This is a genomic window from Pseudomonas sp. WS 5027 (assembly GCF_012985695.1).
In the GTDB taxonomy this organism is placed as follows: domain Bacteria; phylum Pseudomonadota; class Gammaproteobacteria; order Pseudomonadales; family Pseudomonadaceae; genus Aquipseudomonas; species Aquipseudomonas hygromyciniae.
This window is the reverse complement of record NZ_JAAQWU010000024.1, coordinates 65955-90098: the sequence shown is the minus strand read 5'-3', so window position 1 is coordinate 90098 and position 24144 is coordinate 65955. Positions and strand designations below refer to the sequence as shown.

At 58.5% G+C, this 24144-nt stretch carries 30 protein-coding genes, 1 tRNA gene and 1 pseudogene; 22 read left to right on the top strand and 10 right to left on the bottom strand.

All coding sequences use genetic code 11. The annotated features are described in order from the left end of the window. The first annotated feature begins 81 nt into the window (after window positions 1-81). The 6 genes and pseudogenes from HBO09_RS24365 (at window position 82) to HBO09_RS24345 (ending at window position 3732) form a co-directional block, all read left to right on the top strand. Window positions 82-158 (top strand) — tRNA-Val (locus tag HBO09_RS24365). Window positions 159-255: 97 nt separating this feature from the next. Further along, window positions 256-372: pseudogene (locus HBO09_RS29075) on the top strand (acid phosphatase); the annotation flags it as partial. 262 nt (window positions 373-634) lie between these two features. Continuing rightward, entirely contained in the window at window positions 635-1360 is a 726-nt protein-coding gene (locus tag HBO09_RS24360) for a DUF969 domain-containing protein (protein ID WP_169998022.1), read from the top strand. Beyond that, window positions 1357-2307, top strand: coding sequence for a DUF979 domain-containing protein (locus tag HBO09_RS24355; RefSeq protein ID WP_092231387.1), 951 nt, complete (start codon window positions 1357-1359; stop codon window positions 2305-2307). Before HBO09_RS24360 ends, HBO09_RS24355 begins: the two co-directional genes overlap by 4 nt. A 7-nt stretch (window positions 2308-2314) precedes the next feature. After that, complete coding sequence (pcp, locus tag HBO09_RS24350) at window positions 2315-2953, top strand: pyroglutamyl-peptidase I (RefSeq protein ID WP_169998024.1); 639 nt, start codon at window positions 2315-2317, stop codon at window positions 2951-2953. A gap of 98 nt (window positions 2954-3051) precedes the next feature. After that, window positions 3052-3732 (top strand): HAD family hydrolase, encoded by a 681-nt coding sequence (locus HBO09_RS24345; protein ID WP_169998026.1) that lies wholly within the window; start codon window positions 3052-3054, stop codon window positions 3730-3732. On the opposite strand, the gene HBO09_RS24340 is transcribed toward HBO09_RS24345, so the two are convergent. The 3 genes from HBO09_RS24340 to csrA form a co-directional block, all read right to left on the bottom strand. Continuing rightward, on the bottom strand, window positions 3719-3970 hold the full coding sequence (locus tag HBO09_RS24340) for a hypothetical protein (protein WP_169998028.1): 252 nt from the start codon (window positions 3968-3970) through the stop codon (window positions 3719-3721). The two genes, HBO09_RS24345 and HBO09_RS24340, sit on opposite strands and share 14 nt — an antisense overlap. Before the next feature lie 90 nt (window positions 3971-4060). Beyond that, window positions 4061-4327 carry a hypothetical protein gene (locus tag HBO09_RS24335; RefSeq protein WP_169998030.1) on the bottom strand — a complete coding sequence of 89 codons (267 nt, stop codon included), beginning with the start codon at window positions 4325-4327 and terminating at the stop codon, window positions 4061-4063. Window positions 4328-4537: 210 nt separating this feature from the next. Next, on the bottom strand, window positions 4538-4732 hold the full coding sequence (gene csrA, locus HBO09_RS24330; protein WP_007920550.1) for a carbon storage regulator CsrA: 195 nt from the start codon (window positions 4730-4732) through the stop codon (window positions 4538-4540). 247 nt (window positions 4733-4979) lie between these two features. On the opposite strand from csrA, the gene HBO09_RS24325 reads away from it, so the two are divergent. Then, the gene (locus HBO09_RS24325) at window positions 4980-5354 is read left to right on the top strand and encodes an SPOR domain-containing protein (protein ID WP_240357223.1); all 375 of its coding nucleotides are present in this window, start codon (window positions 4980-4982) and stop codon (window positions 5352-5354) included. Window positions 5355-5391: 37 nt separating this feature from the next. Here the strand turns inward: HBO09_RS24325 and HBO09_RS24320 are convergent, their stop codons facing one another. The 4 genes from HBO09_RS24320 to HBO09_RS24305 all read right to left on the bottom strand — a co-directional run bounded on the left by HBO09_RS24320 (window position 5392) and on the right by HBO09_RS24305 (window position 8081). Continuing rightward, window positions 5392-6081, bottom strand: a complete 690-nt coding sequence (locus tag HBO09_RS24320) for an endonuclease I family protein (RefSeq protein ID WP_169998032.1) — start codon at window positions 6079-6081, stop codon at window positions 5392-5394. A gap of 4 nt (window positions 6082-6085) precedes the next feature. Then, on the bottom strand, window positions 6086-6337 hold the full coding sequence (locus tag HBO09_RS24315) for a DUF1654 domain-containing protein (RefSeq protein ID WP_169998034.1): 252 nt from the start codon (window positions 6335-6337) through the stop codon (window positions 6086-6088). Window positions 6338-6543: 206 nt separating this feature from the next. Beyond that, window positions 6544-7632: an asparaginase gene (locus HBO09_RS24310; protein ID WP_169998036.1), complete on the bottom strand. Its 1089-nt coding sequence runs from the start codon at window positions 7630-7632 to the stop codon at window positions 6544-6546. Window positions 7633-7868: 236 nt separating this feature from the next. Continuing rightward, a complete protein-coding gene (locus HBO09_RS24305) occupies window positions 7869-8081 on the bottom strand; it encodes a hypothetical protein (RefSeq protein ID WP_169998038.1) in 213 nt (70 codons plus the stop codon). A 67-nt stretch (window positions 8082-8148) separates the two neighbouring features. Between HBO09_RS24305 and HBO09_RS24300 the strand changes: the two genes are divergently transcribed. From HBO09_RS24300 to HBO09_RS24270, 7 genes are read left to right on the top strand one after another with little or no spacing between them, the layout of a single operon-like run. Continuing rightward, complete coding sequence (locus HBO09_RS24300; RefSeq protein ID WP_169998040.1) at window positions 8149-9108, top strand: sugar ABC transporter substrate-binding protein; 960 nt, start codon at window positions 8149-8151, stop codon at window positions 9106-9108. Between the two features lie 58 nt (window positions 9109-9166). Then, a complete protein-coding gene (locus HBO09_RS24295) occupies window positions 9167-10720 on the top strand; it encodes a sugar ABC transporter ATP-binding protein (protein WP_169998042.1) in 1554 nt (517 codons plus the stop codon). After that, entirely contained in the window at window positions 10717-11694 is a 978-nt protein-coding gene (locus HBO09_RS24290) for an ABC transporter permease (RefSeq protein ID WP_169998045.1), read from the top strand. Before HBO09_RS24295 ends, HBO09_RS24290 begins: the two co-directional genes overlap by 4 nt. Before the next feature lie 3 nt (window positions 11695-11697). Next, entirely contained in the window at window positions 11698-12720 is a 1023-nt protein-coding gene (locus HBO09_RS24285; protein ID WP_169998047.1) for a LacI family DNA-binding transcriptional regulator, read from the top strand. A 22-nt stretch (window positions 12721-12742) separates the two neighbouring features. Further along, window positions 12743-13660 carry a ribokinase gene (gene rbsK, locus HBO09_RS24280; RefSeq protein WP_169998049.1) on the top strand — a complete coding sequence of 306 codons (918 nt, stop codon included), beginning with the start codon at window positions 12743-12745 and terminating at the stop codon, window positions 13658-13660. Then, complete coding sequence (rbsD, locus tag HBO09_RS24275; RefSeq protein WP_169998051.1) at window positions 13657-14058, top strand: D-ribose pyranase; 402 nt, start codon at window positions 13657-13659, stop codon at window positions 14056-14058. The genes rbsK and rbsD overlap by 4 nt, the downstream gene beginning before the upstream one ends. A gap of 28 nt (window positions 14059-14086) precedes the next feature. Further along, the gene (locus tag HBO09_RS24270) at window positions 14087-15115 is read left to right on the top strand and encodes a nucleoside hydrolase (protein WP_169998053.1); all 1029 of its coding nucleotides are present in this window, start codon (window positions 14087-14089) and stop codon (window positions 15113-15115) included. A 19-nt stretch (window positions 15116-15134) separates the two neighbouring features. On the opposite strand, the gene HBO09_RS24265 is transcribed toward HBO09_RS24270, so the two are convergent. Continuing rightward, window positions 15135-15347: a hypothetical protein gene (locus HBO09_RS24265; protein ID WP_029294233.1), complete on the bottom strand. Its 213-nt coding sequence runs from the start codon at window positions 15345-15347 to the stop codon at window positions 15135-15137. A 136-nt stretch (window positions 15348-15483) separates the two neighbouring features. On the opposite strand from HBO09_RS24265, the gene HBO09_RS24260 reads away from it, so the two are divergent. Both HBO09_RS24260 and HBO09_RS24255 read left to right on the top strand, forming a co-directional pair. Next, window positions 15484-15789, top strand: a complete 306-nt coding sequence (locus HBO09_RS24260) for a hypothetical protein (protein WP_169998055.1) — start codon at window positions 15484-15486, stop codon at window positions 15787-15789. Window positions 15790-15938: 149 nt separating this feature from the next. Continuing rightward, on the top strand, window positions 15939-16259 hold the full coding sequence (locus HBO09_RS24255) for an I78 family peptidase inhibitor (protein ID WP_169998057.1): 321 nt from the start codon (window positions 15939-15941) through the stop codon (window positions 16257-16259). 72 nt (window positions 16260-16331) lie between these two features. Here the strand turns inward: HBO09_RS24255 and HBO09_RS24250 are convergent, their stop codons facing one another. Both HBO09_RS24250 and HBO09_RS24245 read right to left on the bottom strand, forming a co-directional pair. After that, entirely contained in the window at window positions 16332-16544 is a 213-nt protein-coding gene (locus HBO09_RS24250) for a cold-shock protein (protein WP_007905882.1), read from the bottom strand. Window positions 16545-16833: 289 nt separating this feature from the next. Then, window positions 16834-17145 carry a hypothetical protein gene (locus HBO09_RS24245; RefSeq protein ID WP_169998059.1) on the bottom strand — a complete coding sequence of 104 codons (312 nt, stop codon included), beginning with the start codon at window positions 17143-17145 and terminating at the stop codon, window positions 16834-16836. Between the two features lie 351 nt (window positions 17146-17496). Between HBO09_RS24245 and thrS the strand changes: the two genes are divergently transcribed. From thrS to pheT, 6 genes are all read left to right on the top strand, one after another. Continuing rightward, window positions 17497-19419 carry a threonine--tRNA ligase gene (gene thrS, locus HBO09_RS24240; RefSeq protein ID WP_169998061.1) on the top strand — a complete coding sequence of 641 codons (1923 nt, stop codon included), beginning with the start codon at window positions 17497-17499 and terminating at the stop codon, window positions 19417-19419. Continuing rightward, window positions 19419-19970, top strand: a complete 552-nt coding sequence (gene infC, locus HBO09_RS24235) for a translation initiation factor IF-3 (protein WP_169960276.1) — start codon at window positions 19419-19421, stop codon at window positions 19968-19970. The genes thrS and infC overlap by 1 nt, the downstream gene beginning before the upstream one ends. Window positions 19971-20030: 60 nt before the next feature. Beyond that, window positions 20031-20225 carry a 50S ribosomal protein L35 gene (gene rpmI, locus HBO09_RS24230; protein ID WP_002553160.1) on the top strand — a complete coding sequence of 65 codons (195 nt, stop codon included), beginning with the start codon at window positions 20031-20033 and terminating at the stop codon, window positions 20223-20225. Between the two features lie 29 nt (window positions 20226-20254). Then, a complete protein-coding gene (gene rplT, locus HBO09_RS24225; RefSeq protein ID WP_003174975.1) occupies window positions 20255-20611 on the top strand; it encodes a 50S ribosomal protein L20 in 357 nt (118 codons plus the stop codon). A gap of 108 nt (window positions 20612-20719) precedes the next feature. Beyond that, window positions 20720-21736, top strand: a complete 1017-nt coding sequence (pheS, locus tag HBO09_RS24220) for a phenylalanine--tRNA ligase subunit alpha (RefSeq protein WP_003203624.1) — start codon at window positions 20720-20722, stop codon at window positions 21734-21736. Between the two features lie 26 nt (window positions 21737-21762). After that, window positions 21763-24141, top strand: coding sequence for a phenylalanine--tRNA ligase subunit beta (pheT, locus tag HBO09_RS24215; RefSeq protein WP_169998063.1), 2379 nt, complete (start codon window positions 21763-21765; stop codon window positions 24139-24141). Window positions 24142-24144: the final 3 nt, after the last annotated feature.

The following is a 24144-nucleotide window of genomic DNA, read 5'->3' as shown; positions in this document are numbered from 1 at the left end:
AAAAATTCGCATATTCATAGGCTTAGCTGCAAAAAAGGTGTTGACACCCCTCGGGAATTCCGTAGAATGCCGCCTCACAGCAGGCACGTAGCTCAGTTGGTTAGAGCACCACCTTGACATGGTGGGGGTCGTTGGTTCGAGTCCAATCGCGCCTACCAAACAAAATCCGCTCTGCTGGGCGGTCTAGAAGGGCTCACCGAAAGGTGGGCCCTTTTTTGTTGCGTGCGATTTGCAAAGCTCCTACCTCAAAACGCCAACCCTGCCGATGGGCACTGGCTTAAAGCTATTTTTGGTGATTCCGAGCCACCAGCCACACCGCAAAACAGCGCCAAATTCAAGGCCGCAGCTGCGTCCAGAGCTTGGCAGCCCTGATCAACCAGGTTTACCCGGCAGGGCATGCCACGATTTGAACCAAGCAAATCGTGGCATGCCTGTAATTGCCTGCCATCCCCTCACAAACTTTATTGATTTGCAGCAACAATTTTTCTTGTTGGACACCCTCCGCTCCAAGCAGCAAAGATGCCCGCCAATGACCCTCGACCTACCCGGTCAATAATAAAAATCCGCGTCGGGCTCCCCGCCATTGCTTATCAGCGATGCAGGCGTCGCAGCACGCAATCAAGGACTCAACGCCATGCAAACTGTTGTGAACCTTTGGCCGCTGATTGGCGTGCTCGTCATCGTGGTCGGCTTCGTGTTGCGCTTCAATCCGTTGCTGGTGGTGACGGCGGCGGCGATTGCCACCGGATTTGCCGCGCAATTCCCCTTGGAAAAAATCCTCGCCACCATGGGCGATGGCTTCCTGCAGACCCGCGCCTTGCAACTTATCCTGCTGCTGCCCCTGGCCGTCATCGGCCTGCTGGAGCGCCATGGCCTGCGCCTGCACGCGCAGAACTGGATTGCGCGCTTCGAGCGCGCCACCGTCGGGCGTCTGTTGATCATCTATCTGTTTGTTCGCGAGTCCACAGCGGCCATGGGCCTGACCAGTCTTGGCGGGCACCCGCAAATGGTGCGTCCGTTGCTGGCGCCCATGGCGGAAGGCGCTGCCGAGAAACGTTTCGGCAAGCTGCCGGACAAGGTGCGGCACAAGGTCCTGGCGATGTGTGCCGCCACGGACAACGTCGGGCTGTTTTTTGGTGAAGATATCTTCGTGGCCTTTGGTGCGATTGCCTTGATGCATACCTTCCTGCTGGGCTCAGGCATCGATGTCGAACCGCTGCATATTGCGGTCTGGGGCATCCCCACGGCGATTTGTGCGTTCATTGTGCACGCGATACGTTTGCACCGCTTTGACCGAAGATTGACCCGCGAACTGACAGCCTCTGCGCCCGCCAGCGTTCAGCCGGAGGCCGCGCAATGATCATTTCTATCCAATATCTGTATTGGCTCGCCGGGGTTTTGTTGCTGATTACCGCGGGCATGATCCTGGCTGACCGCACGCACCCCAAGCGCTGGTCAAGTGCATTGTTCTGGCTGCTGTTTGCCATCCCGTTCCTAGTGGGCGAGCACCTGCCGTCGGTGGTGGTGGGCGTCGGCGTGGTGCTGATGGCGTTGATCGCCGGGCTCGGCGGGGTGGGGCGTGGCGCTCATGTCGAACTGCATGACAAAGCCTCCCGTGCCAGCGCCGGCCGGCTGGGTCATAAACTGTTTATTCCGGCCCTGGCCATTCCGTTGACCACCGTGATCGGCTCTGTGCTGCTCAAGAACGTCGAGATTGGCGGCGTACCGCTGCTGGACCCGAAAAACACCACGTTCGTGTCCCTCGGCCTCGGCTGCCTGATCGCCCTGGGCCTGGCCTGCTGGCTGACCCGCGACACGCCGGTGCAGGCCTTGCGTGAATCGCGACGCCTGACCGAAGCCTTGGGCTGGGCCATGGTCTTGCCGCAGATGCTGGCGATGCTCGGCCTGCTGTTTAACGAGGCCGGCGTTGGTACGGCCGTGGCTCATGTCACCACCACCTACATCAACCTGGATTACAAGCTGGTGGCGGTGATGGTCTATGTGTTGGGCATGGCCCTGTTTACGGTGATCATGGGCAACGGTTTTGCCGCGTTCCCGGTGATGACCGGCGGAGTGGGTGTACCGGTGCTGGTGGGGATTTATGGCGGCAATCCAGCGGTGATGGCGGCCATCGGCATGTTTTCCGGCTACTGCGGCACGCTGATGACGCCGATGGCGGCGAACTTCAATATTGTGCCGGCAGCGCTGCTGGAGTTACCGGACAAAAACGCAGTGATCAAGGCACAGATGCCCACGGCGTTGATGATGTTGCTGGTCAATATCGTCCTTCTTTATGTGCTGATGTGAGGTGGTGATGGTTACGGTGCTGCTGACGGGATTCGAGCCCTTCGATCAAGACCTGATCAACCCGTCCTGGGAGGCTGTGCGTCTGTTGGACGGGGTGCAATTGCAAGAAGGCGTGACAATCATCGCCCGACAATTGCCCTGTGCCTTTGCTACTGCCAGCGTCTGTTTGAATCAGTTGTTGGCCGAGCATCAGCCGCAACTGGTAATTGCCACCGGCCTGGGACCTGGACGCAGTGATATTTCCATTGAGCGAGTGGCGATCAACCTCAACGATGCGCGAATCCCGGACAACCTGGGAGCCCAGCCTATCGATACGGCGGTGATCCCTGACGGGCCGGCGGCCTATTTCAGCACCCTGCCGGTCAAGGCTATGGTCAAGGCGGTGCGTGAGGCCGGATTCGCGGCTTCGGTCTCACACACGGCGGGCACCTTTGTGTGTAATCAGGTGTTCTACAGCTTGCAGCATGCCTTGGCAGGGTCTGGCGTGCGCAGTGGGTTTATCCATGTTCCTTTTCTGCCAGGGCAGGGGGCTGGGTCTCAGCTCTCGATGGCGTTGGAGGCTACGGTTGAAGGGCTGAGGGTTGCGCTGCTGGCCGCTTGGAATACGCCGCGTGATATCCCCGAGAGCGGCGGCCAGGTTTGCTGAAGGCCTGACGCGTCATCCTTCGTTTACAAGGCCTGGGCCGATCCGTAGATTGCATCAGGGCCCGACAGCGGGCAACGAGCACAAGAGGAAACCCAGCAGTGTCCGTCAAAGAACCGGCCGTATTTGATCGTCAGTACCGTGCATTTCTGTTTGATATGGACGGCACCCTACTCAACTCTATTGCTGCCGCAGAGCGGGTTTGGGCTGCCTGGGCGCGGCGCCACGGGCTGGATGTCGAGGCATTTTTGGGCACCATCCATGGCGTCCGGGCTATCGATACGATCAGCCGCCAAGCCTTGCCAGGGGTCGACGCACAGGCTGAGGCGCGGAGGATTACCGAGGCCGAGATCGAGGACGTGGAGGGTGTGGTGGCAATCCCTGGCGCCGTGGCATTTGTGCAGAGCTTGCCTGCGCACCGCTGGGCCGTGGTCACGTCTGCGCCCAAGGCCCTGGCCCTGCGCCGTATGCACGCGGCAGGCCTGGTGCCGCCGGCCGTCATGATTACGGCTGAGGATGTGGTCAGCGGCAAGCCGGATCCGGCTTGCTACCTTCTGGGCGCCCAGCGTCTGGGGGTGCCGATAGGTGAGTGCCTGGTGTTCGAGGATGCGCCGGTGGGGATCCGCGCCGGTGAGGCGGCGGGTGCAGACGTCATAGTGGTGGCCTCGACGCATGGCGTGCCGATGGTGACGGATCATCCGACGATTGCCAGTTATGACCGTGTACATGTCCAGTGCGACGCCGACGGCTTACTGCGCTTGCAGCCCTCTACACCGACTTGAATGCCTTGCCACGCTTGGTCAGCAGAATGTTTTCGGCGGCCGCCCACTGGTAGCCCAATGGATCGCTGATGCGTCCGTGGGTGATGGTGCCCGTGATCAGTCGCAGCAGATAAAGTTGGCGCAGACCCGCGAGGACTTCCTCGTGCTTGCCGTGCAATTGAGTGGAAGACTTTGGATGGTCGGCTGAGAGTTGTGCGATCAGGGACAGTAGGTTCTTGGCGTTATGTTCTATGTCCATATCGATAACGTTTTTTATGGAGGATATGGGTATGGGTACTACCGACGCGGATAGTTCCTCCTGATTTACCTATAGGATCCAATCGCTGCTTTAAGAGGGGTTTTTCTGGCGGGCCTGGCGAAACGCTCGACGACTGAGTTTTCGCTGGATCGCCGCCTGGAGGGGCTTGAGGCAGAAGCAGAACAGATAACCACCGAGAAACAGCGCCAGGTCTGGCCACGAATTGGCATCCTGGGCGGTGGTAGTGCCTTCCATGTAAACCCTGAGGCCATACCCGATCGTCACGAAGGCCAGGGCAATCACTAGGGCGATCATCCAGGATTTACGGGTATAGGGCTCTTTGCGGGATCGCCTCATTAACGCGCTCCGAGGGCACTGTAAGGTTTTGTAACGTTCCTGGAGGGATTTGTCTGTTAAACGGCCAGCAAGTTCCGTGGATGAGCTGGGGGGGATGGCAAGTGGCTGGGCCTGGCGCGAATGCTGCGCTGATCACGGAATACCGTAGACAGGCCAAGGGGCTTTCGCCAGCCGTTACAGGGGACGAGCGGGCTGGCTACTGGGGGGGCTTCAAGGTGTTTCGCGTTTGTCCGGTGCAGTCAGGCCTGCCTGGATGCGCTGGTAAATCTCTTCGCGATGCACGGCAACATCTTTGGGAGCATTGATGCCGATTCTTACTTGCTGGCCGCTAACGCCCAGAATGGTGATCGTAATGTCATCACCGATATTTATGCTTTCACCGACTTTGCGGGTGAGTATCAGCATGGACTTCTCCTTGATTGCTTTGAAGGACGCATGTTCTAACAGGGCGGATGTCGGTTATGTATAGCTTACTGTGAAGCGCTTCCCTGTGGCTGCCTCTTTTAGGACGCATAGAGGCGGCATTAATTCCCATGGCGCCATCATACAGGTCTGGGAAACATCCTTCGCAATGTTTAAGCCAACGTTTATGACGGCCAGAATAGGCGGCGAATGATAAAGTTGCCTCTTTGATCATTAAAGGGGCAAGGCGGTGCGTAAAGTAGCGATGGCAATCGTGGTATTGGCGTTGGCAGGATGCGGTGACGGGCCCAATCTCGACACCCCCCGAGACAAAGCTGAAGCCGCCAAGGCCCAGGCGCCTGCGGTTGCCGCTGTGCAGTGGGACATCCTGGTGCGCTCGCCCGACAACAAATTGCAGGCGCTGACTGACCTGACCGCCTGGTTGTTGGAAAACGGCTTCACGTTCTATCTGGCCAAGGAAGACGGCAAGGATCTGGTGCTGTTGGGGCCATTCGCCAGCAAGGCTGAGGCCGAGGCTCGCCAGGTCCAGTTGCAGGAAAGGCTGGTGAAAAAGAAGAAGACCGACGCCGAGTCACTGGTGATCGAGCACAAGGCCCGCCAGTAATATGAGGGTTTAGCGGGATCCACGATCCCGCTCGGGTTTAGCCGCAGGCTTTCAGGTTAACCGGGCCGACGAATTCATTGCCGCGCCCCATCACGCACGCCACCGTTTGATTGCGCTGGCGCTCCCAGGGCTGCACGGGATAGGTTCGGTTCCAGGCTTCATACAACTGGCGGTCCTGTTTCGACAGGCGCAGACCGTATTGTTTACTCATGTAAAAGTAAGTCCGGGCAATCATGCCGCGGATGGATGGCCTGGGCATGACCTTCTTGGCCTTGAAGTCCACTTGAGTCAGGCATGAACCGTATTGCCCGCTCTGCACTGGCAACCAGCCAAAGCTGAAGTTGTTGCGATCGCCGTTGACCTCGCCGATGCTCGGGACCAGGTTGTGCAGGTCAGCCTCCGCGCGCTTGAAGACAGTATCGGTACGCGTGCAGTTTTTGCGTCCGCCGTCTTGCCAGCACTGGCGTTGATGGCCGATCTGCCAGGCGGGGACAATATGCTCCCACTCGATGCGCGCCGCCCGGTTCGCGTTTTTACGTGGGATGTAGCCACAAGCTTTCAGGTCTACCCGGTTACCCGTGTATTTGCAGCCGCAATAAAACTCCGTGGATTGGGGCGCGTAGAGTTTCCAGGCGATTTTCTTGGCTTCACTGAAGGTGCGTGGGGCTTGGGCGTGGGCGACGCTGGCAAAAAATACACAGAACAGGGCGATAAAACGGACACTCATTGACTCAATCTTCCTTCGGTACGACCCAGAAAATCTGCACGCCACCATCATCGCGATAGGCGAGGGTGACGTTGTCGTTTTCTGCGATTTCCTCCAGTAGTCGTGCCCACTCGTCCTCTGGTTCCTCGGGCAGGCGAAAAATCAACGCGGCTTTGTTTTTTTGGGCGTTGGTGGAATTGATGACTTTTTGCACGCGGATCGCCAGGCGTTGGTAGGCGTCGGGAGGTGTCGGTGCTGCGGAGGAGGGCTTGGCCACGGAGGAGTCCTTAATTAGCTGTACGAACATACAGTATTTAACTGTGAGAAAATTCGCAACTGCTTAAAATTCAAGAAGTCCGTGTGACAACGGTTTACGCGGATTGGTGTGCAGCGAGGATTTTGTGCGAGCCGGTTTGCCAGCGATGGCGGTCTCAGGGACGCCACCGTCGGCAAGCCGGCTCCTACAAGGGTTGTATCAGTGACTCAGTATTCCCAGAACATCCGTTGCAGTTCCTTGCTGTCTTGGGTCTTGGTCAAGGCGACCATGGCCAGGATGCGGGCTTTCTGCGGATTCAGGTCATGGGCTACGACCCAGTCGTATTTGTCGTCAGGCTGTTCAGCGTTGCGCAGAACGAAACCACCGGCATTGACGTGGGAAGAACGAATGATCTGTACGCCTTCCTTGCGCAGTTCCTGCAGGGCAGGCACTACCTTGGACGGTACGGAGCCATTGCCGGTGCCGGCATGGATGATGGCTTTGGCGCCAGCTTGGGCCAGGGCTTTGTAGGCGGTGTCGCTGACGTTGCCATAACCGTAGGCAATTTCAACATCCGGCAGGCTCTTGATGTTCTTGATATCGAACTCCGAGTTCATGGTGTGACGCTTGGCCGGCTGGCGGAACCAGTAGGACTTGCCTTCTACAACCATGCCCAGGGGGCCCCAAGCGCTTTTGAAGGCTTCGGTCTTGATGTTGATCATCTTGCTCACGTCGCGACCCGACTGGATCTCGTCGTTCATGGTCACGAGCACGCCTTTGCCGCGTGCGTCCTTGCTACCGGCTACGGCCACGGCGTTGTACAGGTTCAGCATGCCGTCGGCGGACATGGCAGTGCCTGGGCGCATGGAACCCACGACGACGATTGGCTTGTCGGTTTTTTCCACCAGGTTCAGGAAGTAGGCGGTTTCTTCGAGGGTGTCGGTGCCGTGGGTGATTACGATGCCGTCCACGTCCTTGCTGTCGGCAAGTTCGGCGACACGACGACCCAGTTGCAGCAGGTTTTCGTTGGTGATGCTCTCGGAAGCGATCTGCATCACTTGCTCGCCACGCACGTTGGCAATCTGGCTGAGCTCCGGAATGCCGGCGATCAATTGTTCGATACCGACCTTGGCCGCCTGGTAGGTAGCGCTGTTGGCCGCGCTGGCGCCAGCGCCGGCAATGGTGCCGCCAGTGGCCAGCACGACCACGTTGGACAGCTTGGTCTTGGATTCAACTTCCTTGGCCTGGGCGGCAACCGGGAAGAGCAGCAGCAGGGCTAAGGCGCCCGGAACAAAGTTCTTGAGTGCAGATTTCATTATTTTTCTCTCTAGTTTTGATGAGTGCGTGTGCAGGTTCATCCAGAACACCCCGGGCTGCGCTGAGCGCCACAAGGTGCTGATTAAGAGCAGGATTTGTACCAGCCGGATTTTGTTTGGGGTTTGATTTTAACTTATTGATTTAAAACATTATTTTGTGTTTTTTAAATTTCTCTTTTTCAACTCGCGTCCGAATTTCCGAACGCTGGCGGCTTCGGCGTTCGGTTGTCCGAAAATCACTCTGGAAAAATCAGCAGGACGCTTCCGAAATGCTGCTGCAGATCTGTCGTTTTAGAGAACGGTCGCCCGGCCCGAATGTTTAGCCATGAGGTGGTCGAGCTGTAGGGCAGGAAGTAGAGCTTGCGAGGAAAAAGCTCGTTTCTTTCGTTGACAAAATTCAGCTGGCTTCTCATAGTTTGTTTAGCGCAAACGTTTGCGAGATGTTTCACGGGCACTCCATGAGTGAGGTGAAGGTGCAAGCGTTGCTCAAAATAATCATAAGATCGGAGTGAACCCATGAAGCTGCCATTCGCTGGACGTTTGCTGGCTGCCGCCGTCCTAGCTGCCGCATCCGCTGCCCTGCCTCTTTCCTCTGCATTCGCTGATGACACCGCCGCCAAACCCAAGGTCGGCCTGGTGATGAAATCCCTGGCCAATGAGTTTTTTGTCACCATGCAAGACGGTGCCAAGGACTATCAGAAAGCCCATGCCGCCGATTTCGACATGATCACCAACGGGATCAAGAACGAAACCGACACTTCGGCCCAGATTGATATCGTCAACCAGATGATCCTCGCCAAAGTCAACGCAATCGTCATCGCGCCCGCCGACTCCAAGGCCCTGGTCAGCGTACTGAAGAAAGCCGCCGATGCCGGGATCAAGGTGGTCAACATTGATAACCGCCTCGACCCCGAAGTGCTGAAAAGCAAAAACTTCGAGGTTCCCTTTGTAGGCCCGGATAACCGCAAGGGTTCGCGTCTGGTCGGCGAGCACCTGGCCAAGCAACTGGCGAGCGGTGACAAGGTCGGGATTATCGAAGGTGTGCCGACCACCACCAACGCCCAGCAACGCACCGCCGGGTTCAAGGATGCGATGGAGGGGGCGGGCATGAAGATTGTCTCCGTGCAGTCCGGTAACTGGGAAATCGACCAGGGCAACAAGGTCGCAGCCGCCATGCTGAGCGAATACCCAGACCTCAAGGCGCTGCTGGCCGGTAATGACAATATGGCCCTGGGTGCCGTTTCTGCGGTGCGTGCAGCGGGCAAGGCCGGCAAGGTCCAGGTGATTGGCTACGACAACATCGCCGCGATCAAGCCGATGCTCGAAGACGGTCGCGTCTTGGCCACCGCCGACCAGGCGGCTGCGCAGCAGGCGGTGTTTGGTATCCAGAACGCGCTGAAGCTGGTCAAGGGTGAAAAAGTCGAGTCCGTGGATGGCGTGATCGAAACGCCCGTAGAGCTCGTCCTCAAGAAATAATCCCTGGCTGCGCACTACAGCGCCCGTTCACGTCGAGCGGGCGCCTGGAGATTTTCCTATGTCATCTTCCGCACCGACCACTGTCCTCTCGGTCAGCGGTATCGGTAAGACCTATGCCCAGCCCGTCTTGTCTGACATCACCCTGACGCTCAATCGCGGCGAGGTGTTGGCCCTGACCGGTGAGAATGGCGCGGGCAAAAGCACCCTGTCGAAGATCATCGGTGGGCTGGTTACACCCACCACCGGGCAGATGCAGTTCAACGGCCAGGACTATGCCCCGGCCAGCCGCACCCAGGCGGAAAAGCAGGGGATCCGCATGGTGATGCAGGAGCTCAATCTGCTGCCGACCCTGACCGTAGCCGAAAACCTGTTCCTCGATAACCTGCCCAGTCGTGGTGGCTGGATCAGCCGCAAGCAACTGCGCAAGGCCGCGATTGAGGCCATGGCGCAAGTGGGGCTGGATGCCATCGACCCGGACACCCTGGTCGGCAGCCTGGGTATCGGCCATCAACAGATGGTCGAGATTGCCCGCAACCTGATCGGCGACTGCCATGTGCTGATCCTCGACGAACCGACGGCGATGCTCACTGCCCGTGAAGTCGAGATGCTGTTTGAGCAAATCACCCGTCTGCAGGCGCGGGGCGTGGCAATTATCTACATCTCCCATCGTCTGGAAGAACTGGCCCGTGTGGCCCAGCGCATTGCGGTGCTGCGTGACGGTCAACTGGTGTGTGTCGAGCCGATGGCCAATTACAACAGCGAGCAACTGGTCACGTTGATGGTCGGTCGCGAGTTGGGCGAGCACATCGATCTCGGCCCGCGCACCATTGGCGCGCCTGCCTTGACGGTCACGGGCCTGACCCGTTCGGACAAGGTCCGTGATGTGTCCTTTGAAGTGCGCGCCGGTGAAATCTACGGCATTTCCGGATTGATCGGCGCTGGCCGTACTGAGTTGCTGCGCCTGATCTTTGGTGCCGACCTGGCCGACAGTGGCACGGTCGCCCTCGGCTCGCCGGCCCGGGCGGTGAGCATTCGCTCGCCGGTGGATGCGGTAGGTCACGGCATTGCGCTGATCACCGAGGATCGCAAGGGCGAGGGTCTGTTGCTCAGCCAGTCCATCAGTGCCAACACGGCCCTGGGCAATATGGCCAAGGTGTCCAGCGCCGGTCTGGTCAATGGGCGCGATGAGGCGGCGCTGGCCAAGCGGCAGATCGACGCCATGCGTATCCGCAGTTCCAGCCCAGCGCAATTGGTGTCCGAGCTGTCGGGCGGCAATCAGCAAAAGGTGGTGATCGGCCGCTGGCTGGAGCGCGATTGCGCGGTGATGCTGTTCGACGAGCCAACCCGCGGCATCGACGTCGGCGCCAAATTTGATATCTATGCGTTGCTTGGCGACTTGACCCGCCAGGGCAAGGCGCTGGTGGTGGTGTCCAGCGACCTGCGCGAACTGATGCTGATCTGCGACCGCATCGGCGTGCTGTCTGCCGGACGCTTGATCCAGACCTTCGAGCGGGACAGCTGGACCCAGGATGAATTGCTTGCCGCCGCATTTGCCGGCTATCAGAAACGTGACGCGCTGCTCAACGAAGCGGCGCCCAGGACAACCCCATGAAAACAGCAACTCCACCCGTAAAAGCCGGCGGCAATTTCTACGGCCTGGGCACTTATCTGGGCCTGGCCGGCGCGTTGCTGGCCATGATTGCGCTGTTCTCGGCCCTGAGCAGCCACTTTTGGTCCTATGACACCTTCAGCACCATCGCCAACCAGATTCCCGACCTGATGGTGCTGGCGGTGGGCATGACGTTCATCCTGATCATTGGCGGCATCGACCTGTCGGTGGGCTCGGTGCTAGCCCTGGCCGCGTCTGCGGTCAGCGTGGCGATCCTCGGCTGGGGCTGGAGCGTAGTCCCGGCGGCGTTGCTCGGCATGGGCTGTGCGGCCCTGGCCGGGACCATCACCGGCTCTATCACCGTGGCCTGGCGTATTCCGTCGTTCATCGTGTCCCTCGGCGTGCTGGAAATGGCCCGTGGCGCGGCCTACCAGATGACAGGGTCGCGCACTGCCTATATCGGCGACTCCTTCGCCTGGCTGTCCAACCCGGTGGCCTTCGGTATCTCGCCGTCGTTCATTATTGCGCTGCTGGTGATTATCGTCGCCCAGGCAGTGCTGACGCGTACTGTGTTTGGGCGCTACCTGATCGGCATCGGCACCAATGAAGAAGCAGTACGTCTGGCGGGGATCAATCCAAAACCCTACAAGATCCTGGTGTTCAGTCTCATGGGGCTGTTGGCTGGTGTGGCGGCACTGTTCCAGATCTCCCGCCTGGAGGCGGCTGACCCGAATGCCGGTTCCGGCCTGGAGTTGCAGGTGATTGCCGCAGTGGTGATTGGCGGTACCAGCCTGATGGGCGGGCGTGGTTCGGTGATCAGCACGTTCTTCGGGGTGTTGATCATTTCTGTATTGGCAGCCGGCCTGGCGCAGATCGGCGCGACCGAGCCGACCAAGCGCATCATTACCGGCGCCGTTATTGTGATTGCCGTGGTGCTGGACACCTACCGCAGTCAACGTGCAAGCCGGCGGGGTTAAGACATGGCAACCATCAAGGATGTGGCGGCGCTTGCGGGCATTTCCTACACCACGGTCTCCCATGTGGTGAACAGGACGCGCCCGGTCAGCGAACCGGTGCGGCTCAAGGTCGAAGCCGCGATCAAGCAGCTGGACTATGTGCCCAGCGCGGTCGCCCGTTCGCTGAAGGCCAAGACCACCGCGACCATCGGCCTGCTGGTGCCCAACAGCCTCAACCCGTATTTCGCGGAGCTGGCCAGGGGCATCGAGGATTACTGCGAGCGCAATGGCTACTGCGTGATCCTGTGCAATTCCGATGATAACGCCGATAAACAGCGCAACTATTTGCGGGTGCTGCTGGAGAAGCGCGTCGATGGCCTGATCGTTACCTCGGTTGGTGGCGATGACAGTGGCCTGGCGACTGGCCTCAAGGCGGTGCGCACGCCCATGGTCATTGTCGACCGGGGCCTGGAGGGCGTCGATGTGGATCTGGTGCGCATCGATCATGAGCAGGGCGCGTACCTGGCGACCCGGCATTTGCTGGAGTTGGGGCATCGGGACATCGCCTGTATCGGCGGGCCGGCGCACACGCGTGTGGCACAGATGCGTCTGGCCGGCTACCAGCGGGCGCTGCAGGAGGCCGGGGTCGCTGTGCCTGCCAGTCGGGTATTGGAAAGCGATTTCACCAGTACCGGTGGCTATACGGCAGCGGTGCAATTGCTGGCGGATAATCCGCCCAGCGCGATATTCGCCGGCAACGACATGATCGGTTTCGGTGTGTTGCGCGCGGCCGCCGAACGCAACCTGCGGGTGCCTGCCGAGCTGTCGGTGATTGGTTTTGATGACATTCAAATGAGCCGTTATGTCTACCCCGCGTTGACTACCGTGGGCCAGTCGATCCTGCAATTGGGGGAAATGGCGGCGGAGTTGTTATTGCGGCGGATTGCGACACCGCAATTACCGGCTGACCAGCGCATTGTCACGCCGAGCATTGTCTTGCGTGAGTCAACGGCGCCATTGGCTGCCGTGTTTGCCTCAAACCGCTGAACAAATTGATGAGTATTGATGTATGCCAGCAAAAGTAGTGGTAGTAGGCAGCCTGAACATGGACCTGGTGACCCGCGCCAGTAGGCTGCCTCGCGGCGGTGAAACCCTGGTCGGCCAGTCGTTTGCCACCGTGCCGGGCGGCAAGGGCGCCAATCAGGCGGTGGCTGCGGCGCGTCTGGGGGCTAACGTGGCGATGATCGGCTGCGTGGGCAGCGATGCCTATGGCGCCCAGTTGCGTGACGCGTTGTTGGTGGAGGGAATCGACTGCCAGGCCGTCAGCGAGGTAGAGGGCTCCAGCGGTGTTGCGCTGATTGTGGTGGATGACAGCAGTCAGAATGCGATCGTGATTGTGGCTGGCAGCAACGGCCAACTGACACCCGCGTCACTGCTGGCATTTGACGCTGTGCTGCAGGCGGCCGAGGTGGTTGTCTGCCAACTCGAAGTGCCCATGGACACCGTGGGGTATGCCCTCAAGCGCGCTCGCGCATTGGGCAAGACGGTGATCCTCAACCCGGCGCCTGCCAGCGGGCCGTTGCCGGCAGACTGGTACGCGGCGATCGACTACCTGATCCCCAACGAAAGCGAAGCATCGGCCTTGAGCGGTGTGCCGGTTGACTCGCTGGACTCGGCCAAGGTTGCGGCTACGCATCTGTTAAACGCCGGTGCGGGCAAGGTGATTGTGACCCTGGGCTCGCAAGGCGCGCTTTTCGCCGATGGCCAGGGTTTCGAGCATCTGCTGGCGCCCAAGGTCCAGGCAGTGGATACCACGGCGGCGGGCGATACCTTTGTCGGCGGCTTTGCCGCAGCACTTGCCAACGGGCAGGGCGAGGCCGAGGCCATCCGTTTTGGCCAGGTCGCGGCGGCGCTGTCGGTCACCCGTGCCGGGGCGCAACCCTCCATTCCCATGTTGCATGACGTTCAAGGCTTTGCTCGCCCATGAAAAAGACCCCATTGCTCAATATTGCCCTGTCGCGGTTGATCGCCTCCCTCGGCCATGGCGACATCCTGGTGATCGGCGATGCCGGCCTGCCGGTGCCGCCGGGTGTGGAGTTGATCGATCTGGCGCTGACCCAGGGCATTCCTGATTTCATCAGCACCCTGCGCATTGTGCTCACGGAGATGCAGGTTGAAAGCCACGTATTGGCCGAAGAAATCCTGCACAAGCAGCCGCCGGCGCTGGCTGATCTCAATGCGCTGGACCCGGGCGACCTGGGTGAGCGGCGCCTGCTCAGCCATGAAGCATTCAAGCTGCTCAGTCACAAGGCGCGCGCGGTGGTGCGTACTGGCGAGTGTCAGCCCTACTGTAATATCGCGCTGGTGTCTGGCGTGACTTTCTAGCATTTCCCACAATGACAAGGAGTGCGTCATGCAACGTAGAACCCCAACCCTGCGACACCTGTTTCGGAGTGTGCTGCTTTTGTCCGTGCTAACTGCTGCAAGCGCCCAGGCGGCGGAAAAAATCGACCTGATCATCGATACCGATCCGGGCGCCGACGACGTGGTGGCGTTGCTGTTTGCGATGGCCTCGCCAGAGGAGCTGAACATTCGTGCGTTGACCACGGTGGCCGGCAACGTGCGCCTGGACAAGACCTCGCGCAATGCGCGATTGGCTCGCGAGTGGGCAGGGCGTGAAGAGATTCCTGTGTATGCCGGTGCGCCGAAGCCGCTGCTGCGCACGCCGATCTATGCCGAGAATATTCACGGCAAGGAAGGCATTTCCGGTGTCACCGTACACGAACCAAAAAAAGGCCTGGCCGACGGCAATGCGGTCGACTATCTGATCAGCACCCTGAGCGCCGCCAAGCCCCATAGCATCACCATCGCCATGCTTGGCCCGCAGACCAACCTGGCTCTGGCGCTGACCCAGGCGCCGGAAATCACCCAGGGCATCAAGGAAGTGGTGGTCATGGGCGGCGCGCATTTCAATGGCGGCAACATTACCCCGGTGGCCGAGTTCAATCTGTTTGCCGATCCGGTCGCCGCTGAAATTGTCCTTAAAAGTGGCGTCAAGCTGACCTACCTGCCGCTGGACGTGACCCACAAAATACTGACCAGTGAGGCGCGTCTGAAGAAGATCGCCGACCTGAACAACAACGCCAGCAAGGTGGTGGGCGATATTCTTAATGAATACGTTAAGGGCGATATGGAGCACTACGGTCTGAAGGGCGGCCCGGTGCATGACGCCACCGTAATCGGCTATCTGCTCAAGCCTGAGCTGTTCTCCGGACGCCAGGTCAACATGGTGGTCGATAGTCGCGAAGGCCCAACGTTCGGCCAGACCATCGTCGACTGGTACGACGGCCTCAAGCAGGATAAGAACGTATTCTGGGTTGAAAATGGTCATGCCCAGGGCTTTTTCGACCTGCTCACTGAGCGCCTGGCGCGCCTGAAGTAAGACGCCTGCCGGTTGGTTTCTATTCGCGCAGCGGGTCTTCGACCCCCATATGGTCGGCCGGGTATTTCTCGAATATCTGACCGATAAAGGCCTGTGCGGCCTGGGTGCCCAGTTCCTTGACCAGCAGGTCTATGCCGATGATTGCCAATTCTTCCGGGCTGCCTGGGCTGTAGGAACTTTGCCCTTGAGGCCATTTGGCTTTGATATCGGCATTGATGGTAACGATGGTCATCGGGTTCTCGCGGCTCGCTTAGGGCTGGACTGGCATGGGGAGTTAACCATTTTGCGCAGTGTTTGGCACTGCTACTTAGGCATGAGGGGAGCGCTGTGCGACACTGGCGCTCTGTTTAATTGCCAGGACAAGCCGCGTGTACATCGATTTGAACAACCCCAACAGCCTCACATTGGAAGCCGTTCGCCAAATGATTGCCAGTGCCAGCGACGACCAGCACACGCAACTGCGGGTCACCCAGGGTGGCCTGGCCTACATCTCTTCTGGGGTGGTAGGCGGGAGTGATATCGAAGGGTTGCGGTTTCGCTTGGAGACCTGGGCGGCAGGGTCCGGTTATGTCGGTAGCGTGGCGGCCAGCGACGAGGTGTGGGTCATGCAGATTTACAATGCGCTGAAACAGAACTGGCCAAACCCGCCTTTTGACTACATCGACATCTACTGACACTTGTTCATATCTGGTGACGATTGATTCGTCAGGCCATGACGCCGAGTCAGGCAGACTCGCCTACGGCCAATTGTGACAATTCTGAAACCAATTGGCCAAATCACGGTCGCACGATCTCTGTCCATTTTTTTATCAAAGGAGGCTTCATGCCTTGGAAGCTCGCATCATTCGGTACCTTGTTGGCGGCAGCCGTCCTGGCGGGCTGCAGCACTGCGGGTACCTCTGAGCCGGCCAAAGACACGGCTGCGGCTGAGCCTGTTCATACACGCTGTGAATCGAAGGCTGCGGCGTTTGCAGTCGGCCAGAAAGCCTCGCCGCAATTGCTGGAGCAGGCCCGTACCCGTGCTGGTGCGCAGAATGCACGCATTCTCAAGCCCAACGATATGATCACCCTCGAATACCGCTCAGATCGCCTGAACCTCAATACCGATGACAACCTGGTGATCACCCGCGTCAATTGCGGCTGATAACACAGCGCTTTTGCATCACCCATAAAAAACCCCGTCACATGGACGGGGTTTTTTTGATTGGCGTAGAGATTACTCTGCGCGAACCTGTGCAGCTTGCATACCCTTTTGGCCTTTCTCAGCCACGAAGGAAACGGTTTGGCCTTCTTTCAGGCTTTTGAAACCGTCGCTTTCGATAGCTTTGAAGTGTACGAACAGGTCGTCACCGCCACCTTGAGGAGTGATGAAGCCGAAGCCTTTTTCATCGTTGAACCATTTAACGGTGCCGGTTTGGCGATTAGACATGGTGTATCTCCAAGAAACATATATTTTCAGTAGTGCTGTGCTGCTCAGGCCAACTGGGCACACTGGGCTATCATAGTCGAAATGTTCGGCTTGGGAGCCCCCCCAAGGCACCGTTTGCTAATCAATCGCGTTTTCTTCAGTGCCTTGGCTGGCTGTAAGCCCCGGTTTACGGGGCTTTGGTACGAAATATCAGCTAGTAAAAAAAGCCGTAAAAGCTGTGTAAATTGTGCGAAATAGCAGTTTTCAGAGGGTTTTCAGGCCATTTTGGTGGGCTGATTTCTCGCCGCGCTTACTTTTTCTTCACGACCTTGCAGGACGAAATAGCCGCGACTGCTTTGTTTTTAAGCTCCGGGCTGGCGTTCTGGTTGGTCATCAGTTCCTTGATTTCCGCAGTGCTCAATTCCGCGTTGATTTTGTCCGCGCCGCATTCGCAATGGTCTTTGGCGGTTTTGGCATCAACGTTCTGGCTGGCGGCTGCGCTGCAGTCGTTAACGAAGGCATCGCGAGCCCCCGCAGGCCAGTTGGAGGGCGCGGCGGCGTGTGCACCAATGGAGAAGAGGGCCAGGGAAGCGGCTAGGGCGAAGATCGAGGTGCTGCGCATGGTGAGATGCTCCTTGAGTCGATAGGACGGACGGCGATTTTCAGTGTGTTTGAGGCCTGCCGTACAGCCCAAGTTCATTTTTGGCTGCAAAAGCCTGGGGTTTGTCGCTACCAGGCTGCTGGGCCGCGCCATGACCGTTCATCTGTGCTAGCATCCTCGACCTGGCTTTTTCCTTGCCAGGTTCCTTTTTGTTTAACTCCAGTCACTCTGGTTCGATTATCGGTTGGCCGAAAGGCTCCTGCCGCTGTAAGGCAGGCGTTCAGCAATGAGCGGCCTGGTGTTGGATCTTGTACTGGCTCATCCCAACCCACGTGACCTTTGGTAGGGGTCACCACTAGGAGAGGAGGCGCCATGCCAACTATTACTCTTCCCGACGGCAGTCAACGTACATTCGAACATTCGGTTTCCGTAGCCGAGGTCGCCGCATCCATCGGTGCAGGCCTGGCCAAGGCCACCGTAGCCGGCAAGGTCGACGGCAAGCTGGTTGACGCCAGCGACCTGATCACCTCCGATGCCAGCCTGCAAATCATCACGCCCAAGGATCAAGAGGGGCTGGAGATCATTCGCCACTCTTGCGCGCACTTGATTGGCCATGCGGTCAAGCAGCTGTATCCAACCGCGAAGATGGTGATCGGCCCGGTCATCGAAGAAGGTTTCTATTACGATATCGCCTACGAGCGTCCTTTTACTCCGGACGACCTGGCAGCCATCGAACAGCGCATGCATGCACTGATCGAGAAAGATTACGACGTCATCAAGAAAGTCACGCCGCGCGCCGAAGTGATCGACGTGTTCACCGCTCGTGGCGAGGACTACAAGCTGCGTCTGGTAGAAGACATACCGGACGAGCAGGCCATGGGCCTGTATTACCACGAAGAATATGTCGACATGTGCCGTGGTCCGCACGTGCCGAACACGCGCTTCCTCAAGTCGTTCAAGCTGACCAAGTTGTCCGGTGCCTACTGGCGCGGTGACGCGAAGAACGAGCAGTTGCAACGGATCTACGGCACCGCCTGGGCTGACAAGAAGCAGTTGGCCGCCTACATCCAGCGCATCGAAGAGGCCGAAAAGCGCGACCACCGCAAAATCGGTAAACGCTTGAACCTGTTTCACCTCCAGGAAGAAGCGCCGGGCATGGTGTTCTGGCACCCGAACGGCTGGACCCTTTACCAGGTACTTGAGCAGTACATGCGTAAGGTTCAGCGCGACAACGGTTACCTGGAGATCAAGACTCCCCAGGTTGTTGACCGCAGCCTGTGGGAGAAATCCGGGCATTGGGCCAACTACGCCGACAACATGTTCACCACCCAGTCGGAAAACCGCGACTACGCGATCAAGCCGATGAACTGCCCGTGCCATGTGCAGGTGTTCAACCAAGGCCTGAAGAGCTACCGCGAGTTGCCGATGCGCCTGGCCGAGTTCGGTGCTTGCCACCGTAACGAGCCATCGGGTGCGCTGCACGGCATCATGCGCGTGCGCGGCTTCACTCAGGATGACGCCCACATCTTCTGCACCGAAGAGCAGATGCAGGCTGAATCCGCCGCGTTCATCAAGTTGACCATGGACGTTTATCGCGATTTCGGCTTTACCGAAGTGGAAATGAAGTTGTCCACTCGTCCGGAAAAACGCGTCGGCTCCGACGAATTGTGGGATCGCGCCGAAGCCGCACTGGCCGCAGCGCTAGATAGTGCGGGCCTTGCGTACGATCTGCAGCCGGGCGAAGGCGCGTTCTACGGTCCTAAGATCGAGTTCTCGCTGAAAGATTGCCTCGGTCGCGTCTGGCAGTGTGGTACTCTGCAGCTCGATTTTAACCTGCCGATCCGTTTGGGAGCCGAATACGTCTCCGAAGACAACAGCCGTAAACACCCGGTTATGTTGCACCGGGCGATCCTCGGCTCGTTCGAACGGTTCGTCGGGATCCTGATCGAGCACTACGAGGGCGCGTTCCCTGCGTGGCTGGCTCCGACCCAGGCAGTGATCATGAATATCACTGATAAACAGGCCGATTTTGCCGCTGAAGTGGAAAAAACACTCAACGAAAGCGGGTTTCGTGCCAAGTCCGACTTGAGAAATGAAAAGATCGGCTTTAAAATCCGCGAGCATACTTTGCTCAAGGTTCCCTATCTTTTGGTTATCGGAGATCGGGAAGTCGAGATGCAGACTGTCGCTGTGCGTACTCGTGAAGGTGCTGACCTGGGCTCGATGCCCGTCGCCCAGTTCGCTGAGTTCCTCGCGCAAGCGGTTTCCCGGCGTGGTCGCCCAGATTCGGAGTAATTACTATTAAGCGTGAAATGAGACAAGATAAACGAGCTGCACCGAAAGCCCCGATCAACGAGAATATCTCGGCACGCGAGGTTCGGTTAATTGGGGCTGAGGGTGAGCAGCTTGGGATTGTGTCAATTGAAGACGCGCTTCTTAAGGCTGAAGAAGCCAAGCTCGATTTGGTGGAAATTTCCGCCGATGCTGTACCGCCTGTCTGCAAGCTGATGGACTACGGCAAATCGATCTTCGAAAAGAAGAAGCAGATTGCCGCAGCCAAGAAAAACCAGAAGCAGATCCAGGTTAAAGAAATCAAGTTTCGTCCAGGGACGGAGGAAGGGGATTACCAGGTAAAACTGCGCAACCTGGTACGTTTCCTGAGTGATGGGGACAGGGCCAAGGTATCCTTGCGATTCCGCGGCCGTGAGATGGCCCACCAGGAGCTGGGTATGGAACTCCTCAAGCGGGTTGAAGCTGACCTGCTGGAGTACGGTTCCGTCGAACAGCATCCTAAGATGGAAGGACGCCAGCTGATCATGGTCATCGCCCCGAAAAAGAAGAAGTAATCAATAGGGCACGGCAGGCCTTCTGATTATGTTTATCAACTGAATGCGGAGTATCCGAACATGCCAAAGATGAAGACTAAAAGTGGTGCTGCTAAGCGGTTTCTGAAAACTGCTAACGGTATCAAGCACAAGCACGCTTTCAAGAGCCACATCCTGACCAAAATGTCGACCAAGCGTAAGCGTCAACTGCGCGGTAGCAGCTTGCTGCATCCGTCTGACGTGGCAAAAGTCGAGCGCATGCTGCGCCTTCGTTAATTTTGGATCAAGAATAGAGGAAGTAACTCATGGCTCGTGTAAAGCGTGGCGTCATTGCCCGTAAGCGTCACAAAAAAATTCTGAAACTCGCTAAAGGCTACTACGGCGCGCGTTCACGCGTATTCCGTGTTGCCAAGCAAGCGGTAATCAAGGCAGGCCAATACGCCTACCGTGACCGTCGTCAGAAAAAACGTCAGTTCCGCGCTCTGTGGATCGCCCGTATCAATGCTGGTGCTCGTGTTAACGGTCTGTCCTACAGCCGTTTCATCGCTGGCCTGAAAAAAGCGTCCATCGAAATCGACCGTAAGGTTCTGGCTGAACTGGCCGTGAACGAAAAAGCGGTGTTTGCTGCGATTGTCGAGAAAGCTAAAGCCACCTTGGCTTAAGTACCCCCGACAGTCACCCTGGGCTACTCCGTAGTCCAAGGTGGTAAACGTCATAAATAGGGGAAGAGCCTTCAAGCTCTTCCCCTATTTTGTATCTGGAGTCTGTACATGGAAAACCTGGACGCGCTGGTCGCTCAAGCTCTTGAGGCTGTGCAAAGCGCTGAAGATATCAATGCCCTGGAGCAAATCCGGGTTCACTATCTTGGCAAAAAAGGTGAATTGACTCAGGTGATGAAGACCCTGGGCAATCTGCCGGCAGAAGAGCGCCCGCAAGTCGGCGCGCTGATCAACGTTGCCAAGGAGCGTGTCACAGAGGTTCTCAATGCGCGCAAGGCGTTGTTCGAGGAGGCCGATCTTGCGGCCAAGCTCGCCGCCGAGTCCATTGACGTGACCCTGCCTGGCCGCGGCCAGACCTCTGGCGGTCTGCATCCGGTTACCCGGACTCTGGAACGTATCGAGCAGTTCTTTACCCACATCGGCTACGGCATTGCCGAAGGCCCTGAGGTTGAAGACGACTATCACAACTTCGAGGCGCTCAACATCCCAGGCCATCACCCGGCCCGGTCGATGCACGACACCTTCTATTTCAATGCGAACATGTTGCTGCGCACCCATACCTCCCCGGTACAGGTCCGCACCATGGAGTCGCAGCAGCCGCCGATCCGCATCGTCTGCCCTGGCCGTGTGTACCGTAGCGACTCCGATATCACCCACTCGCCGATGTTCCACCAGGTCGAAGGCCTGCTGGTTGATCGCGACATCAATTTCGCCGACCTCAAAGGCACCATCGAAGAATTCCTGCGGGTGTTCTTCGAAAAAGAGCTGGCGGTTCGTTTCCGTCCGTCGTACTTCCCATTTACCGAACCATCCGCCGAAGTCGACATGGAATGCGTGATGTGCAGCGGTAAAGGCTGCCGTGTCTGCAAGCAGACTGGCTGGCTGGAAGTCATGGGTTGCGGCATGGTTCACCCCAACGTGCTGCGCATGTCCGGGATCGACCCGGAAGAGTTCTCGGGCTTTGCCTTCGGCATGGGCGTTGAGCGTCTGGCCATGCTGCGTTACGGCGTGAACGACTTGCGCCTGTTCTTCGACAACGACTTGCGGTTCCTCGCGCAATTTCGCTAGTCGTAACGAACCTTTAGGAGAGCAGGATGAAATTCAGTGAACAATGGCTGCGTGGCTGGGTAAGCCCGCAGGTAAATCGCGATGAGCTGGTTGCTCGTCTGTCGATGGCCGGCCTTGAGGTCGATAGCGTTACGCCGGCCGCCGGTGTTTTCAGTGGTGTGGTGGTGGGCGAGGTGCTGAGCACCGAGCAGCATCCGGACGCCGACAAGTTGCGTGTGTGCCAGGTCAGCAATGGGGCGCAAACCTTCCAGGTCGTGTGCGGAGCGCCAAACGTGCGCCCGGGCCTGAAGATTCCGTTCGCGATGATCGGTGCCGAGCTGCCCGGTGATTTCAAGATCAAGAAAGCCAAGCTGCGGGGTGTCGAGTCCAACGGCATGCTGTGCTCCCAAGCGGAGTTGCAGGTTGGTGAAGGCAATGATGGCCTGATGGAACTGCCGGCCGATGCGCCAGTGGGTCAGGACATTCGTGTCTACCTGGACCTGGAAGACGCCAGCATCGAGGTCGACCTGACCCCGAACCGTGGCGACTGCCTGTCCCTGGCCGGCCTGGCCCGTGAAGTGGGCGCGTTGTACAACGCTCCGGTCACGCGTCCAGTGGTTGCCGCTGTGCCTGCGGTGCACGATGAAGTGCGCCAGATCGAAGTGTTGGCACCGCATGCGTGCCCACGTTATCTGGGCCGTGTGATCCGTAATGTCGACCTGTCCAAGCCGACTCCGCTGTGGATGGTCGAGCGCCTGCGTCGCGCCGACGTGCGCAGCATCGACGCAGCCGTCGACATTACCAACTACGTGATGCTGGAACTGGGTCAGCCGCTGCACGCCTTCGATCTTGCCGAAATCAACGGTGGGATTCGTGTGCGGATGGCCGAGGAGGGCGAAAAACTGGTCTTGCTCGATGGCCAGGAAGTCACCCTGCGTAGCGATACCCTGGTGATCGCCGACCACTCCCGCGCCCTGGCGATTGCCGGTGTGATGGGGGGGGAGCACAGTGGTGTATCCGCAACGACCCGTGACGTGTTCCTTGAGAGCGCGTTCTTCGACCAGATCGCTGTGGCGGGCAAGGCTCGTTCCTACGGTCTGCACACCGATGCCTCGCACCGCTACGAGCGTGGCGTGGACTGGCAACTGGCCCGTGAAGCCATGGAACGGGCCACCGGCCTGTTGCTGGAAATCACCGGTGGCGAAGCTGGCCCGATCATCGAGACCGTCAGCGAGCAACACTTGCCTTCGATTGCACCGGTGACACTGCGCGCCCAGCGCGTCGAGCAAATGCTTGGGCTGGTGATTGAAGAAGCGGAAATCGTGCGTCTGCTGACCAGCCTTGGCCTGGGCATCAGCGCTGATGGGGCAGGGCAGTGGCGTGTAGAAGTGCCAAGCCATCGCTTCGATATCAGCCTTGAAGTCGACCTGATCGAAGAGCTAGCCCGCCTGTACGGCTACAACCGCCTGCCGGTTCGTTACCCGCAAGCGCGCCTGGCCCCGCAGCCCAAGGCTGAAGCTCGTGCGCACCTGCCAGAGCTGCGCCGTCTGCTGGTCGCCCGTGGTTATCAAGAAGCCGTGACCTACAGCTTCATCGATCCCAAGCAATTCGAGCTGTTCAACCCGGGTGTCGAGCCGCTGTTGCTGGCCAACCCGATCTCCAACGACATGGCGGCCATGCGTTCATCCCTTTGGCCGGGCCTGGTGAAAGCGCTTTCCCACAACCTGAACCGTCAGCAGGATCGTGTGCGCATGTTTGAAAGCGGCCTGCGCTTTGTCGGCCAATTGGATGGCCTGAAGCAAGAGCCGATGCTGGCCGGTGTGGTCTGCGGCAGCCGTTTGCCGGAAGGTTGGGCACAGGGGCGCGACCCAGTGGACTTCTTTGACGTCAAGGCCGACGTGGAAGCGGTCCTGGGCTTTGCCGGTGCGCTGGATGCCTTCGCGTTTGTTCCAGGCAGCCACCCAGCGTTGCACCCAGGCCAGACTGCGCGTATCGAGCGCGAAGGTCGCCTGGTCGGTTTCGTTGGTGCTATCCACCCTGAACTGTCGAAAACCCTCGGTCTCGACCGTCCGGTCTTCGTCTTCGAGTTGGTATTGGCTGAAGTCGCTTCTGGCAAGATGCCAAAATTCAGCGAGCTGTCGCGTTTCCCGGAAGTACGTCGTGACCTGGCCCTGGTGGCGGATCGTGATGTAGCAGCCAGCGCCGTGCTGGAAGTAATCCGAGAAAATGCAGGCGAATGGCTGACGGACCTCAGGCTATTTGACGTCTATCAGGGTAAAGGCATTGATCCGCATAGAAAAAGCCTTGCAGTTGGCTTGACCTGGCAGCATCCATCGCGCACTCTTAATGACGATGAGGTGAATACCACTACGCAAAATATCCTCACCTCGCTCGAACAAAGGTTGAACGCCACGTTAAGGAAGTGACGT

Coding starts and splice junctions, on each gene's coding strand:
- pheS (WP_003203624.1), top strand. CDS start 20,720: ATGGAAAACCTGGACGCGCTGGTCGCTCAAGCTCTTGAGGCTGTGCAA.
- HBO09_RS24300 (WP_169998040.1), top strand. CDS start 8,149: ATGAAGCTGCCATTCGCTGGACGTTTGCTGGCTGCCGCCGTCCTAGCT.
- HBO09_RS24310 (WP_169998036.1), bottom strand. CDS start 7,632: ATGAAATCTGCACTCAAGAACTTTGTTCCGGGCGCCTTAGCCCTGCTG.
- HBO09_RS24335 (WP_169998030.1), bottom strand. CDS start 4,327: ATGAGGCGATCCCGCAAAGAGCCCTATACCCGTAAATCCTGGATGATC.
- pcp (WP_169998024.1), top strand. CDS start 2,315: ATGGTTACGGTGCTGCTGACGGGATTCGAGCCCTTCGATCAAGACCTG.
- HBO09_RS24250 (WP_007905882.1), bottom strand. CDS start 16,544: ATGTCTAATCGCCAAACCGGCACCGTTAAATGGTTCAACGATGAAAAA.
- HBO09_RS24360 (WP_169998022.1), top strand. CDS start 635: ATGCAAACTGTTGTGAACCTTTGGCCGCTGATTGGCGTGCTCGTCATC.
- thrS (WP_169998061.1), top strand. CDS start 17,497: ATGCCAACTATTACTCTTCCCGACGGCAGTCAACGTACATTCGAACAT.
- HBO09_RS24340 (WP_169998028.1), bottom strand. CDS start 3,970: ATGGACATAGAACATAACGCCAAGAACCTACTGTCCCTGATCGCACAA.
- rbsD (WP_169998051.1), top strand. CDS start 13,657: ATGAAAAAGACCCCATTGCTCAATATTGCCCTGTCGCGGTTGATCGCC.
- csrA (WP_007920550.1), bottom strand. CDS start 4,732: ATGCTGATACTCACCCGCAAAGTCGGTGAAAGCATAAATATCGGTGAT.
- HBO09_RS24245 (WP_169998059.1), bottom strand. CDS start 17,145: ATGCGCAGCACCTCGATCTTCGCCCTAGCCGCTTCCCTGGCCCTCTTC.
- HBO09_RS24320 (WP_169998032.1), bottom strand. CDS start 6,081: ATGAGTGTCCGTTTTATCGCCCTGTTCTGTGTATTTTTTGCCAGCGTC.
- HBO09_RS24355 (WP_092231387.1), top strand. CDS start 1,357: ATGATCATTTCTATCCAATATCTGTATTGGCTCGCCGGGGTTTTGTTG.
- HBO09_RS24295 (WP_169998042.1), top strand. CDS start 9,167: ATGTCATCTTCCGCACCGACCACTGTCCTCTCGGTCAGCGGTATCGGT.
- HBO09_RS24265 (WP_029294233.1), bottom strand. CDS start 15,347: ATGACCATCGTTACCATCAATGCCGATATCAAAGCCAAATGGCCTCAA.
- HBO09_RS24255 (WP_169998057.1), top strand. CDS start 15,939: ATGCCTTGGAAGCTCGCATCATTCGGTACCTTGTTGGCGGCAGCCGTC.
- rpmI (WP_002553160.1), top strand. CDS start 20,031: ATGCCAAAGATGAAGACTAAAAGTGGTGCTGCTAAGCGGTTTCTGAAA.
- HBO09_RS24285 (WP_169998047.1), top strand. CDS start 11,698: ATGGCAACCATCAAGGATGTGGCGGCGCTTGCGGGCATTTCCTACACC.
- HBO09_RS24290 (WP_169998045.1), top strand. CDS start 10,717: ATGAAAACAGCAACTCCACCCGTAAAAGCCGGCGGCAATTTCTACGGC.
- rbsK (WP_169998049.1), top strand. CDS start 12,743: ATGCCAGCAAAAGTAGTGGTAGTAGGCAGCCTGAACATGGACCTGGTG.
- rplT (WP_003174975.1), top strand. CDS start 20,255: ATGGCTCGTGTAAAGCGTGGCGTCATTGCCCGTAAGCGTCACAAAAAA.
- HBO09_RS24270 (WP_169998053.1), top strand. CDS start 14,087: ATGCAACGTAGAACCCCAACCCTGCGACACCTGTTTCGGAGTGTGCTG.
- pheT (WP_169998063.1), top strand. CDS start 21,763: ATGAAATTCAGTGAACAATGGCTGCGTGGCTGGGTAAGCCCGCAGGTA.